The organism is Planktothrix sp. FACHB-1355, from assembly GCF_014748295.1.
GTDB classification, from domain to species: Bacteria; Cyanobacteriota; Cyanobacteriia; order Cyanobacteriales; family Aerosakkonemataceae; genus Aerosakkonema; species Aerosakkonema funiforme_A.
Genome location: NZ_JACJUP010000005.1, coordinates 1 through 13,334 on the forward strand (window position 1 = coordinate 1; position 13,334 = coordinate 13,334).

Below are 13,334 nucleotides of genomic sequence, written 5' to 3' on the forward strand. Positions count from 1 at the left end.
CCTCTCACCGCCGATCAATTACTGCAACGCAACATTTTAATTTATGGCGTTGGCGGTATCATTGCGCCCTTCATTGCCATCAAAATAATCGATATCATCTTGCCACTTTCTTGATAATAGTCAATGGTCAGTTGTCAGTGGTCAGTTGTCAGTTGTAATTTTCCCTTTCATTATGAAACTTATTCACAAACAACACTCGATTTTCTTACCAAACAATACGGCTCGCTTACTTGAAGAAGCGACCGAAATTTGGATACAATGGCGCAGGCAAAAACTACCGTTATACCTATTTCTAGGAATCAGCATTAACTTATTCATTGCGCCCTTAGTTTATGCTGCCACAGATGGTGGATTATACCGCCCTCAATCCTGGGCATTAGGATTGTTGGGATTGGGTGTTATCGCAATTTCCATCTATTTATTTTTCGTTATGTTTGTACCGGAGAGGTTCTAATGAGTTTCGCAAGGGAAATAGGCAGAGCAATTCGTTCTACCCTGGTACTTTGGGTAATTACTGCCTTAATTTATCCACTATTTACGATCGCTTTCGGGCAGATTGTTTTTCCTTTTCAAGCAAATGGTAGTATTCTTACTAACGATCGAGGTCAACCAGTTGGATCGGCTTTAATCGGTCAACCATTTACAAGCGATCGCTATTTCAACAGTCGTCCCAGCACCACCAACTATAGCACTGCCGACCCCACCAAAGATGAAGCAGGTGTACTGAAAACCGGAGTTTCTGGTGCGAGTAATTTAGCACCAAGCAACCCTGCATTGCTCGATCGCATTCAAGGTAAAACCGATCCAGACCCCACAAAAAGCATTGAAGGAGATATTCCCAGATTGCAAAAAGCGGGAATTAAACCTACCGCCGATTTGATTTACACTTCCGGTTCTAGCCTCGATCCCCATATCACGCCAGAAGCAGCTAAAGCGCAAATTTCCCGCATTGCAGCAACACGAAAACTCGACACCAATCAGTTAGAAATTCTAATTAACCAAAATACTGATGGGCGATGGTTGGGAATATTTGGAGAGCCAGGTGTTAACGTACTAAAGCTAAATCTAGCTTTGGATAAACTCAAGCCTGCTAGTTAGTAAATATAATAAATCCCAAATTAAAATGTGCTTGTTTGCATTTTAATTTGGGATTTTTAAAATCATTCTTTTGGCGGCAATTAAATGTATCAACCACAAGCATCTTCACCAGATAGTAGCTACATCCGTCCGGCGCGTCGCGGTAAGCATAAAATTTTTATTGGTATGGCTCCAGGCGTGGGTAAAACTTTCAAAATGTTGGAAGAAGGACACACGCTAAAGCGAAATGGTGTAGATGTGGTAATTGGTTTGTTGGAAACTCACGGACGCAAGGAAACCGCCGCCAAAGCGGAAGGCTTGGAAATGATTCCCCGCCAACAAATAAGCCATAATGGTTTAGTGCTAACGGAAATGGATACCGATGCTATTATTGCTCGCCAACCGCAGCTTGCTTTAGTGGATGAATTAGCACATACAAATATTCCAGGTTCTCAGCGGGAAAAGCGCTACCAAGATGTGGAAGTTATTTTGGCGGAAGGAATTGATGTATATTCCACAGTTAATATTCAGCACTTAGAAAGTTTGAACGATTTGGTAGCTCGAATTACCGGGATTGTTGTCAGAGAACGTATTCCCGATCGCTTTTTGGAAGAAGCTGATGAAGTAGTTGTCGTTGATGTCACTCCCGAAACTCTAGAAGAACGTCTGCGGGAAGGCAAAATTTATGCGATGGAGAAAGTAGAGCAATCATTGCAAAACTTCTTCCAACGTCGTAATTTAATTGCTTTAAGAGAACTAGCGCTGCGCGAGGTAGCTGATAATGTAGAAGGAGATGCTGTTGCAGAAGCAACCCGCACTAGCAATGGTGAAAATTTAGAAATACAAAATATCAGCGTTCACGAACGGGTATTGGTTTGCGTTTCTACAGAACCAAATTCGGTACAACTTTTGCGGCGAGGAGCTAGAATTGCTGGTTACATGAATGCGCCTCTTTATACGCTGTTTGTTGATAATCCCGATCGCTTTTTAACTAAGATAGAAGCACTTCATGTGGAAACCTGCGAACGTTTGTGCCGAGAATTTGAAGGAGAATTTTTGCGAGTGTCTGGGTATAACGTTCCCGAAGAAATTGCCAAAGTTGCCAAGTCTTACCGCATTACTCAAATTGTTTTGGGAAGAAGTCGAAAATCTCGTTGGAAAATTTTACTGCGTGGCTCTTTTATTGATAATTTGATGCGGTTACTTCCCCAAATTGACATTCATATCATCCGCACACAAAATAAATAATTGTACGACGCCCTAGCTATAAAGGGCAGTTGATTTTGCGGGATAAAGAATTTAACAAATTAGTCCAAGCAGAGTTGAGTTCAGTATCTTGGGGATTGGTACGCCGCAGTTGATTTAGTTCGGTTAAAGTGTCATACCAAAGACGCTTTTTAGCAAAAAGATAAAGGCGTTCCCGTGGAGTTGCTTGCTTCAATTGACTCTCAAATTCCGGTTCTAATGCAATCCGCTCGATGACGCCGCTTGTATATATTTCATCGTTCATTCCACCATAGGAAAGAATCCATCGGTATTTTTTACCAATTGCTAAAGGTGGTGCAGTTTGAGGGAGACGAAATTGTATAATTCCTTCACTTTGAGTTAGTTCAAAAGTTGTTTTGTAAACTACATTTTGTTGTTCGTCCTGTAATTGCAACTGCATGGATTTGGATAAGGAGGGTTGATTTTTGAGATAAAACCAAAAAGTTGGATATTCGGCAGCAGTCATTCCGTATCCATGAGTAGGAAGGATCGCCAACAGGTCGCAAGATCCCCGGCTACCTCCATCTTCGGTATCTTCTGGTCTCCCTCTGGGCGGTGGTTCGTATTCTAATAGTTCTAACACCTGGGATAACAATGTACTGCTTCCAGAAGATTGCTGATTTACAACGTCTGCGAAGCCAGATTTAATTATTGTTAAAGCCAAGAAAAAATGTAAGGTAATCTGCCCTAAAAGTAGTTTCTTGTTGCACACTCCCATTAGTATACCTCCTTGCGATCGCGCCATCCTTTTTGTAAAAATATACCTGACGGGGGGACAACAATCGGTCTGCTATTCTCAAGAAGACCTAACTAATGAAAAAAATGAATTTAATACCTTCATTTTACACCCAACACTTAAAAACGCAACTAAAAAGAGCAGAGTTTTTAATTTTATATATATTAGTTGCGATGCTACAACAGCATCGAAGAGTTAAGTTAGAAGAATTAGCCAATCAATTTCCCCAAAAAATCTTATTTGAAAGTCGTCGCAAGAAGTTACAGAGATTTCTGTCGCTACCACACATAACAATCGAGAAAATTTGGTGGCCATTGTTGACCAATTGGTTAACCAATAATTTTGAGCCAAACTCAGTTTTATACATAGCAATTGACCGCACGCAATGGGGATTGGTAAATTTGATAGTTATCAGTCTAATTTATGACAAAAGAGCCATGCCCATCTACTTTGAAGTATTGCCTAACTTAGGCAATACAAATGCAGGCAAGCAGATAGAGGTACTTTCGCGAGTCATGCCCTTATTAAGTAATTATACTAAAATCGTTTTGGGAGATAGAGAATTTTGTTCTGTTGACCTAGCTCAATGGCTCAGAAGTCAACCTCAGACATACTTTTGCCTACGGTTAAAACGAAATGAATATATTGAAATAGCCCCAGATATTTGGCGTCAATTACAGGAATTAGGTGTAATGCCAGGGCTTTCAATTTACTTAGAAGGAGTTAAATTAACCAAGAGTAAAGGTTTTGATTCGGCCAATATTGCAGCTAAATGGAAGCGTACATATCGGAGTAAAGTAGCAGAAGAAGCGTGGTTTATTTTGACTAATTTGGCAGATTTGAAGGCAGCTTTATCAGCCTATCAAAAACGGTTTGGCATTGAAGAAATGTTTAGGGACTATAAGAGTGGTGGCTACAATCTAGAGTCAACAGGCGTGAAGGATGAGCGTTTAATATCTTTAATCATTTTGATTACTTTGGCTTACACCAGGGCCATCATATCTGGCGAAAAAATCAAAAGGAAGGGAGTAGTTAAATATGTGGGTCGCGTGAAAGAAAAACGAAGAACTCAACGCCGCCATAGTAGCTTTTATATTGGTCTACATGGCTATGCTTGGGTGGAATCTCTGGATTTCTTCCATCAACAAACTTCTCAATTGATGTCTTTAAGCCCTCATAAGCTACCTTATTATCAACGAGGTCGTACAGCCGAAAAGCTTATCCAGTCTACCTTTGAGCTATAGTTGTCGCCCCGTCATAATCAATCAGGAGCTTTTTTCAATAATTATTATCAAGGAGTATGTTATGCCCCTTTATATATTTTTTGCGGGCATCATTTATTAGTGGCCAAGCTCCGTCCATCTAATGTAGATCCGCCTGAAGGAGCATTAGAAGAATTACAAAGAGTGATTGGATTAATTAGAAAAGAATGGCCAAATACTCAAATCTTAGTACGAGGCGATAGTGCTTATGCGCGGGAGGAAATCTTTAATTTCTGCGAAAAACAGGCTGGCGTTGAATATGCGATAGCTATGGCAACTAATAGCCAATTAAAGTTAAGAGCTAACAATACAATTGAGAAAGCTAAAAATGAATACTTAAAAAAGCTTGAACCGATTGTTGAATTGATGGAAAGCCTTTTTGAGAAAAATGAAGATTTAGAAGTAGTCAGAACGTTAGTTCCTAGTTCAACTTGGTATCGTTCTTTATGTTATCAAACAGAAAAATCATGGAGTCGTCTTAGAAGAGTTGTGACGAAAGTTTGTTATGGGAGTGAAGGCTTAAAAATTCGTCATGTTGTTACTTCTTTACCTGCGGCCAAAATTACTCCATCAGAGCTTTATACAGATAAATATTGTCCGAGAGGAGAGATGGAAAATCGCCTGAAAGAACAACAATTAGATTTATTCGCTGACCGCACTTCAACTCAAACATTCCAAAGTAATCAATTAAGACTTTGGTTCTCATCAATAGCTTATGTTTTAATGCAAGCTTTTCGTCATCGTTGTTTATCTAAAACTTCTTTTTCTCAAGCAACCGTCGGCACAATTCGTCTGAATTTCCTGAAGTTGGGAGCGAGAATTACTGTGAGTGCTAGACGAATTTTAATGGCGATTACCAGTGCTTGCCCCTGTCAAGATATTTTGTCTATTGCTTACTTTAGAATTCAAGGAATTCAGGATACTGGTTGATTTTTTGACGGTAACTTGCTCAACTAAATAGCTCGTCAATGACTGACTATATATGCAGTCTATTTTCTGATGAGTAGTTTTTTGAATTAAGCTGATTTTACTGACGATTTAGTAACTGTTTGGTGATTTTAGATTACATTTTTCTCTAGCGACTGTTTCCATATCTCTTGTTTTTCAAAAAGTTCAACTTTTCATCCCCAAATTAGCTTTTCAAATCAGTTTGTGAGAAATGCGGGAATGCTGATTCCTTCGTTACCTTAACCCAGTGATTACAAAACAGCTAGAAACATAAAATGGCACAAAGTTGCCAAAACCGTGGTTGAATAGAGATATCCCAATCCCAGTTCGCCAGCAATAGGGAGAATCAGCCCCGATGCTGAGCTACGACCAGTTTGTTCAGTGGTGTCAAAACTTGGCGCTAACTGAACAGACAATCCAACAAATTGCTCACATCCGCAACTCGCCACCATCGCGGCGAGTCCACAGCCGTGCGGGAAACGTCAGCGGTCGCTACCCCAGCCGCAAAATGGGGTTAACCATCCAATTCGAGAGCCACCGCAACGAGCTAGCAGCCATCTATGAAATGGAATATGACTCATCAGTTCTCGAATACTACGACCAACCCCCGCCCTTCAAACTGCTTTACGAAGCCAAAAACGGTCGTCAAATCGGAGTCTTACATACCCCAGATTTCTTCGTCATCCGCATCCACACTTGTGGTTGGGAAGAATGGAAAACAGCAGAAGAATTAGAACGATTAGGGACACAAATGCCAAATCGCTATCAGAAACAACCAGACGGTAGCTGGCGATGTCCCCCAGGTGAAACACACGCCCAAAATTTCGGACTGTATTATCGCGTCCGTTCGGGAGCCGAAATTAACTGGAACCTACAACGCAATCTCTTATTCTTAGAAGACTACTTTCGCACAGACTCATATCCTCAAAACGAACAAACCACCCAAAAAATAACAGCACTAATATCAGCAATACCTGGCATAACATTAGCAGAACTTTTCAACCAAGGTATCAAACCAGATGACATATACGCACTAATCGCTAGCGAAAAAGTTTACGCCGATTTACAAATTGCCCCCTTAGCTTCTCAACCCGAAAGAATACAAATTTTCCCTGACATCCTCACCAGTAAAAATTTTCAACGCCACGAGAGAAAAACCCAATTAATCCAAACAGAAGAATTGCCCCTGCCCAAAGCATCTCTAACAGTCAACAATCATCTCAACGACATCCTAACTAGCGCTAGTGAGAAAGATTGTACAGAAGCAAATCGGCGCTATCAGATTATCGCCCCCTACTTACAAGGTTCAGCCCCCAGCTTTGAATCAGTACCAAAGCGAACATTTTATCGCTGGGTTAACCAATGGCGAAAAGCAGAAACCTTATATGGTTCAGGCTACATGGGTTTATTACCAAAAAGCCATCTCCGAGGAAACCGCCGAACTAAACTACCCCCAGCCACCGTGAACTTACTAGAAGAATTCATTGCTAATGATTACGAAACCCTCAAACAAAAAGGTAAACTAGCATCTTATAGCAGCTTCCAAAAAGCTTGTTCAGAACAAGGAATTTTAGCACCCAGCTATAAAACATTTGCCCTCGCCACACAATTGCGCCCACAACAAGAACAAATTACCAAACGCCAGGGACATCGCGCTGCATACAAGCACGAAACCTTCCACTGGGAATTAGAACTAACCACTCCCAGACATGGAGACAGACCCTTTGAAATTTGCCACATTGACCACACAGAACTAGATATTGAACTAATCAGTTCTCGTACATCTGTAAACCTCGGTCGCCCTTGGGCTACCTTTTTAACCGACGCTTATTCCCGCCGAATTTTAGCCATCTACCTCACCTTTGACCCACCCAGCTATCGCAGTTGCATGATGGTAATGCGTGAATGCGTTCGCCGTCATTCTCGCTTACCGCAGTCAGTAGTAGTAGATGGTGCAAAAGAATTCATGAGCGTATACTTTGAAAGACTCCTTGCAGCTTATGAATGCACCAAAAAAACCCGTCCTGCTGCTAAACCCAGGTTTGGTTCCGTCTGCGAACGGCTGTTCGGAACTGCCAACACTATGTTCATTCATAACCTTCAAGGAAACACTCAAATCACTCGTCAAAACCGCCAAGTTACGAAAGCAGTTAATCCTCGAAACCAAGCAGTTTGGACGCTCGGTAGTTTGTATCAAAACCTGTGCGATTGGGCTTATGAATTTTATGATAATAAAGAGCATCCTGCTTTAGGAAAAAGCCCGCGCATCGCTTATGAAGAAGGGTTAATCCTTTCAGGAAATCGCCCCCAAAAATTAATCTCTTACGACGAAACCTTCCGCATTCTTACCCTACCCACCACTACCAAAGGAACAGCCAAAGTTATCCCAAATCAAGGCGTAAAGATAAATCATATTTACTATTGGCACAATAGTTTCCGCAGTCGGACAGTCGAAAAAACCCAAGTACCTGTACGTTATGACCCCTTTGATGCCTCCTGTGCTTACGCTTATGTCAAGGGACAGTGGGTAAGCTGTATTTCGCAGCATTACAGCAGTTTTCACGGTCGTTCAGAAAGAGAAATTATAGCTGCTTCGGAGGAACTACGAAAACAGTACAAAAATCACTCCCAAAATTTTAGTATTAATGCCAAAGCGCTGGCAGAATTTTTAGCAAGTACACAAGCAACTGAAGCTGTCCTGTTGCAGCGCTTGCGGGATGCAGAAGCTAAAGATGTTTTATCAACTATGGAAACTTCTTTGCACAATCTAACCCCAGAAAGAGTACCCATTCCTACTCAATTACACAATGCCATCCCATTCAAAGCAGAAATAGATTATTCGGCAACTCCAGATACATCTAGTGATTCAGAAATTCAACCTTACGATGAGTTTTGGTAATGACAACTCTACCCCGGTTTCCTCGTGAACTTTTACAAGCATCCAAATCAGAAAGACTAGCTTACTTCTCTGATTGTACAGTTGTACATCGCCGATTAAAAGAAGCTTATGATAATTTTGTAGAAGCGATAACTAATCCCGGAGGCGCAGCATTAGTCTTTTTATTTGGGCCGACAGGTGTGGGAAAAACCACGCTCCTGTATCAGGTAATGAAAGTCCTAATAGAGCAGAATTTATTAGCAATGGCACTAGACCCTGGTTTCATTCCCGTCGCTACTGTAGAAGCCCACTCTCCAGAATTGGGGAATTTTGATTGGAAAGATTACTACAAGAGCGTCTTAGTAGCGCTGGCTGACCCATTTGTTGAATACAAATTGAAAACTAGAAGCAGCCGAACTTATGGCAGTGGAAAAGAACAACATTTAGCCAAATCAAAAGCCAACCTATCCTCAATTAGAGAAGACGTAGAATACACGATGAGTCAGCGCCAGTTAATCGCTTTTCTAGTTGATGAAGCACAGCGATTTACTAAAATGGCGAGCGGGCGACGACTGCAAGACCAAATGGATGCTATTGTGTCAATGGCTGGTATGACAAATACTCTACATGGATTGTTTGGCACTTATGAACTATTGGAATTTCGGAATCTGAGCGCTCAATTGAGCCGACGCAGCATCGATATCCACTTTCAGCGTTACCAGGTTGAATATGCGGAAGATATTATAGATTTCAAACGGGTACTCAAGAGCTTTGCTTGTCAGATGCCTTTGCCAGAAGAACCTGATTTGGAGTTGCATTGGGAATATTTTTATGAACGTAGTATCGGATGTGTAGGTATTGTTAAGGATTGGCTGACTCAAGCTTTAAGAAAAGCCTTAGATGCGGAAGCTTCTACTCTTACTCTCGTTCATCTCAAACCTTATGCTCCCTCTGTATCTAAATGTATGCAAATGATTACTGAGGCTATCGAAGGTGAGAAGGCTTTGATTGAGGATGAAACAGAATTAATTAAGCTGCGCCAAAAGTTAGGATTGACCGCAATCTCTTCACCGATAGCTAAAGAAGCATCTCCAGATAATATGGCTAATTCTGCTCAAACTTCTAAGACTTCTCGAAAGAAGAGAAACCCTGGCGAGCGCAATCCCCATCGGGATGTTATTGGAGGGACTCAAAATGTCAGTTAATAGATTCACTCTCCATCAGCGTAGAAAAACTTTTCTACCAGACATTCCTGAACGTAGCTGCCTTTATCCTCTTGCACCTTGGGGCGTAGGGACTTCTGATGTGGAAAGTTTAACTAGCTATGTCGCGAGATTGGCAGCTATTCATCAAGTACCAACTGGGATTTTGCTTGGAAAGTATGTCACTCCGATAATTAGCCAATTTACTGACAAAGATGTGCCAAGGATATCTCATTCTTTTTGGAGAGCTTTTGGCACAGATACAGGTGCTTGGAATGGTTTGGGTGTGATGGCTTTTAATTGTTCTGTCGCTGTCTGTTCACTAACAAAACAACATCATCTTCATTTGTTGACTCTGTTAAGTTGTCATCAAGTTTTATCTCACCGAGGATTACTCCGTCCTTATAAGGCTTGGTGTCCAGCTTGTTATGAGGAATGGGAAAAGTTAGGGATTGTTCTTCACGAACCTTTGCTTTGGTCGCTGAAATTAGTCACAGTTTGTGTGCGTCATCAACAACGACTGCAACATCAATGTCCTTATTGTTATCGGTCATTGTATTGGTTGGAGTGGAATTCACGTCCTGGCTTCTGTTCGAGATGCCACCAGTGGTTGGGAAAAACAGAATGCTCAAGGGAAATGTTAGACAAAGAGGAGGAAGTCTGGCAAGCTTTTGTGGTGAAGAATCTGGCCCAATTGTTAGTGGCAGCCCCAACTTTTGCGTCTCCTCCACCGAGAGAGAATATTGCCCGTGGGATGAAGTTGTGTATTGATGCTGTGACTGGGGGAAATGCGAAAGCTTTTGCTGACAAGTTATATTATTCGGCTTCTGTGCCGGGGGAGTGGCGAAGGGGGAATGCTCTGCCACAATTGGATTTGCTCTTTAGGCTTTGTTACTGTCTACAGGTGCCGTTACTTAAGTTCTTGACTGGGGAAGTGGTTCTTGATGAACCTGTGAGTTTAATACCGCTACCGGAACATCAATCGATGCGGAAAAAGTACCGACCTTTTGATTTTGCACGAGTTCAAGGTTTGTTGGAAGCGGCGCTGCAACAGAGTCCACCCAAAACGATGCGGCAGGTGGCTTTGGAAATCGGATACGATCCTGGGGATTTGTCTAAATATTTTCCTGATTTGTGTCGTGCTATTTCTGTGCGTTACAAGCGTCGTAAGCTGGAAGCATAAAATGGCACTCCTCTATTTGAAGGATAAAATGGCACAGCGTGCCATTTTATCCTTCAAGTGACAACTGTTGTAGTAAATTGTGTGTCAAGTGAGTGACATAACTCAATGGAAAATTTTCCATTGGGGCTTGCACGCTCGTCGAGGATACCCAACCCAAAATTCACTCACCTAAAACCTCCGGGAAGTGTGGAAGCCCCCGCGTTTTTACCGGGGGATGAAACACGACACGAGCGAATTTATTCGCTGTGCATTTGTCACCAAGAATAAGCATATCCATCCTTTCGGTGAATTGCTTGACAGTATTTATGGCTAATTCCTTGTACTCGACCATCTTTAGTAGCAATATCAAAACTACCAGATGCTCGACAAAGAACGCGCCCAATATAAGTGCCAATTTTCTTGCCACTTGTAACAACGGCTTTGACAATATCGCCTGTTTGAAACCCCTGATGAATTTGAGTTCTAGACCGATGACGAATTGGGAAACCGTATTTATCCGTGCCGCACATCTGACGAGTTCCATGCCCCATAGCTTTGATTAATAGCGGTTGTATCGTTTTAACATCTAATTGTTCGACATTACCCACACAAGCTGCATCCAGCCAGTGCGTTTTAGGTAGCTCTAACCGACATCGGTTAAACTTGGTTTTACCTCCGCTGGCTACCTTAACAGGTAAGCCAGTTTGTTTGAGTCTATTAAACAAAGCCCATCGGGTTGAATTGACTGCTGCGGCATCTTTTAACGGACGTTTAGCTTGAGCCAACACTCTTTTTAAGACATCCGGCTTCTTTTTCAAGAAAGCCTCAATATCCTGAGTTCCTTTCTTAATATTGCAAGGTTCACAAGCTAGGCATAGATTAGAAATTCGGTTTGTACCTCCTTTAGCTTTGGGGTGAATGTGTTCAATTTGTAAAAGTACATTTTCCTTACCACAGTAAGCGCATTTTCGCGACCACTTAGCTAATAAATATTCCCGAACTTCGTAACCAAATAACGTTCCTTGCTGGTACTCAATACCTGATATTTCTGGGTTTTCGATATGCTGTAAGTCAAATCGCACAAGTTCTTGGGAAATCCCTTCTATGGGGGTATATCGACGCAATCGATTTACCCAAGTCAGGATTGTTTCAACTCGATGCTGAAGACTGGGGGCTAGCCATCCATCAGGACGATTACGGTTAAGAAAACGAGGCTGGCGGTATCTGGTTTTACGGTTACGACGCCCTCTTCTTAATGCTCTACGTGACTCAAGAGCATCCTTAATTTGCTGTCCGCGATGGATAATTTCTGCACCAAAAACCACTTTTTCTCCTTGGAGTAAGGCAATTCCAGTTACTTTTGACCCTGGATCTAGTTTCAGTTGCATTGGTATCGGTTTATCATCAACAGCTTTATTCAAAACTATTGTAAAGGGAAACCGTCGAAATACTTTTGCTTTTCCTGATTTGAGTAAACTTCTAGCCACTCCAGGGGTACAGGGGTTGAGTGGTTTACGGTTGGTATCTATAACTAGAACAAAGTTAGACATTGTTGTGTCTCTCCTGATTTCTCGTAACGTTAGCTTCGCCAATGTTCAGAGTCGGTACGCATCCAAAACGCACTTCCTTAACCCCAACCGAGATGTTTAACGTTTTGGTTCTAGGGCTTGAGTCTAGCTACGCAACTCAAGGTAGGAACTTTAACTCTTGCTCTGAACGTAGTCATGATTACTAAGGCTGGTCAGCTATCTGAATCGGAGGCATGAAGCCCCCGTGCTTCAGCCGGGGGTGCTGACTCGGTTGCGGGTTGATAAATCTGACGCAACTCTTCCACGGAACTCACCGTTCTCAGTCCCGCTTGAACTGCTCTCAACTGCTCTATATCTATTAGAAGGGAAATTTCTGGCAACAAGTTTAATCCCTCGCTGCCAAATTTCAACTCTAACCCCAGTTCAATGCTTTCTAGGAGTATCTGTCTCAGAAGCTGCTGGCTTTGCTCAATCCCCTGCTGAATACCCTTTTGAATTCCGATTCGCTCAACGCTCGTGATGTATGGCATACGCCTTTCCTCTTCTAATTGAATCACTTCCTGCCAAAACAGTTGCTCTAATTCTTGTGGGAGGCTCATTACCCAGTCTATAAACTGGAATAAATTAATGACATCTTCCTGTTCAAACCGGAGTTCGTACAACCGTCTGGTTAGAGACAGTTTCCATTCTTTACGCTGATTTCTATTTTCGCGGGTTTCAATCGCTTTCAAGTGGGCCATTACTACGGTAGCAAAGGGGTTGCGGCTTTCTTCTAACGCCGACCACTGTTGTCGGTAGTCTAGCAACTTCACTACCGGAAACCTGAATCCGATTGAACATCCAAATAATTCATAGCCAAATTGATTGGGTCGCCAGTTTTTTCGCTCGTCACCCAGCACGGCTAGAGAAGCTACCGATCTCTTGTAGCGATCGTAGATGCGATAATGATAACTGAACATCCTTTCGGCAAAGTCGGATTCTTCCTGGCTTTGGACTTCTATATGAATTAAAACCCAAGCTAGAGAACCACTTTTAAGATAAATCTTTACCAGTTTATCGGCCAGTCGCCGTCCCAGTTCCGCATCCCGCACCACCTGTTGCAGTTCCTTGTCCAGAAACTCCGGGGTGCTAGTCCAATCAATTTGTTCGTGAGCTTGTGGGAAAAAGAATAATATAAATTCCTCAAAATATCGTTGTAGGATATCTTTCCAAGGGGAATCGAATTCAGTCTGGGGATTGGTCATGCACCTTGCTGAGTAGTAGGAAGTTTAGCT

Annotated in this window: 10 protein-coding genes and 1 pseudogene; 8 read left to right on the plus strand and 3 right to left on the minus strand. The window is 42.1% G+C overall.

Annotated elements, in window-relative coordinates:
- The first annotated feature begins 172 nt into the window (after positions 1-172).
- The 3 genes from H6S82_RS00960 to H6S82_RS00970 all read left to right on the plus strand — a co-directional run bounded on the left by H6S82_RS00960 (position 173) and on the right by H6S82_RS00970 (position 2,325).
- Positions 173-454 (plus strand): potassium-transporting ATPase subunit F, encoded by a 282-nt coding sequence (locus H6S82_RS00960; RefSeq protein WP_190467037.1) that lies wholly within the window; start codon positions 173-175, stop codon positions 452-454.
- The gene (gene kdpC / locus H6S82_RS00965; protein WP_190467040.1) at positions 454-1,098 is read left to right on the plus strand and encodes a K(+)-transporting ATPase subunit C; all 645 of its coding nucleotides are present in this window, start codon (positions 454-456) and stop codon (positions 1,096-1,098) included. Before H6S82_RS00960 ends, kdpC begins: the two co-directional genes overlap by 1 nt.
- Positions 1,099-1,182: 84 nt before the next feature.
- Positions 1,183-2,325, plus strand: coding sequence for a universal stress protein (locus H6S82_RS00970; RefSeq protein WP_190467043.1), 1,143 nt, complete (start codon positions 1,183-1,185; stop codon positions 2,323-2,325).
- A gap of 16 nt (positions 2,326-2,341) precedes the next feature.
- On the opposite strand, the gene H6S82_RS00975 is transcribed toward H6S82_RS00970, so the two are convergent.
- Positions 2,342-3,061, minus strand: coding sequence for a DUF928 domain-containing protein (locus H6S82_RS00975; RefSeq protein WP_190467046.1), 720 nt, complete (start codon positions 3,059-3,061; stop codon positions 2,342-2,344).
- A 104-nt stretch (positions 3,062-3,165) separates the two neighbouring features.
- Here H6S82_RS00975 and H6S82_RS00980 point away from each other — a divergent pair, with 104 nt between their 5' ends.
- The 5 genes and pseudogenes from H6S82_RS00980 to H6S82_RS01000 all read left to right on the plus strand — a co-directional run bounded on the left by H6S82_RS00980 (position 3,166) and on the right by H6S82_RS01000 (position 10,552).
- Positions 3,166-4,323, plus strand: coding sequence for an IS4 family transposase (locus tag H6S82_RS00980; RefSeq protein ID WP_190467144.1), 1,158 nt, complete (start codon positions 3,166-3,168; stop codon positions 4,321-4,323).
- A 15-nt stretch (positions 4,324-4,338) separates the two neighbouring features.
- Positions 4,339-5,271, plus strand: a pseudogene (locus tag H6S82_RS00985) (IS1380 family transposase); the annotation flags it as partial.
- Between the two features lie 373 nt (positions 5,272-5,644).
- The gene (locus H6S82_RS00990; RefSeq protein ID WP_190471891.1) at positions 5,645-8,188 is read left to right on the plus strand and encodes a Mu transposase C-terminal domain-containing protein; all 2,544 of its coding nucleotides are present in this window, start codon (positions 5,645-5,647) and stop codon (positions 8,186-8,188) included.
- On the plus strand, positions 8,188-9,372 hold the full coding sequence (locus tag H6S82_RS00995; RefSeq protein ID WP_190471894.1) for an ATP-binding protein: 1,185 nt from the start codon (positions 8,188-8,190) through the stop codon (positions 9,370-9,372). Before H6S82_RS00990 ends, H6S82_RS00995 begins: the two co-directional genes overlap by 1 nt.
- On the plus strand, positions 9,362-10,552 hold the full coding sequence (locus H6S82_RS01000; RefSeq protein WP_190471899.1) for a TniQ family protein: 1,191 nt from the start codon (positions 9,362-9,364) through the stop codon (positions 10,550-10,552). The genes H6S82_RS00995 and H6S82_RS01000 overlap by 11 nt, the downstream gene beginning before the upstream one ends.
- 254 nt (positions 10,553-10,806) lie before the next feature.
- On the opposite strand, the gene iscB is transcribed toward H6S82_RS01000, so the two are convergent.
- Together iscB and H6S82_RS01010 are read right to left on the minus strand one after the other, a co-directional pair.
- Positions 10,807-12,081 (minus strand): RNA-guided endonuclease IscB, encoded by a 1,275-nt coding sequence (gene iscB, locus H6S82_RS01005; RefSeq protein ID WP_190471902.1) that lies wholly within the window; start codon positions 12,079-12,081, stop codon positions 10,807-10,809.
- Between the two features lie 191 nt (positions 12,082-12,272).
- Entirely contained in the window at positions 12,273-13,304 is a 1,032-nt protein-coding gene (locus H6S82_RS01010) for a cytosolic protein (protein WP_190471905.1), read from the minus strand.
- Positions 13,305-13,334 lie beyond the last annotated feature (30 nt).

What these genes read in the sequence shown, in the direction of transcription:
- H6S82_RS00960 (WP_190467037.1), top strand. Translation starts at nt 173, where the DNA reads ATGAAACTTATTCACAAACAACACTCGATTTTCTTACCAAACAATACG.
- H6S82_RS00970 (WP_190467043.1), top strand. Translation starts at nt 1,183, where the DNA reads ATGTATCAACCACAAGCATCTTCACCAGATAGTAGCTACATCCGTCCG.
- H6S82_RS01000 (WP_190471899.1), top strand. Translation starts at nt 9,362, where the DNA reads ATGTCAGTTAATAGATTCACTCTCCATCAGCGTAGAAAAACTTTTCTA.
- H6S82_RS00995 (WP_190471894.1), top strand. Translation starts at nt 8,188, where the DNA reads ATGACAACTCTACCCCGGTTTCCTCGTGAACTTTTACAAGCATCCAAA.
- H6S82_RS00990 (WP_190471891.1), top strand. Translation starts at nt 5,645, where the DNA reads ATGCTGAGCTACGACCAGTTTGTTCAGTGGTGTCAAAACTTGGCGCTA.
- H6S82_RS00975 (WP_190467046.1), bottom strand. Translation starts at nt 3,061, where the DNA reads ATGGGAGTGTGCAACAAGAAACTACTTTTAGGGCAGATTACCTTACAT.
- iscB (WP_190471902.1), bottom strand. Translation starts at nt 12,081, where the DNA reads ATGTCTAACTTTGTTCTAGTTATAGATACCAACCGTAAACCACTCAAC.
- H6S82_RS00980 (WP_190467144.1), top strand. Translation starts at nt 3,166, where the DNA reads ATGAATTTAATACCTTCATTTTACACCCAACACTTAAAAACGCAACTA.
- H6S82_RS01010 (WP_190471905.1), bottom strand. Translation starts at nt 13,304, where the DNA reads ATGACCAATCCCCAGACTGAATTCGATTCCCCTTGGAAAGATATCCTA.
- kdpC (WP_190467040.1), top strand. Translation starts at nt 454, where the DNA reads ATGAGTTTCGCAAGGGAAATAGGCAGAGCAATTCGTTCTACCCTGGTA.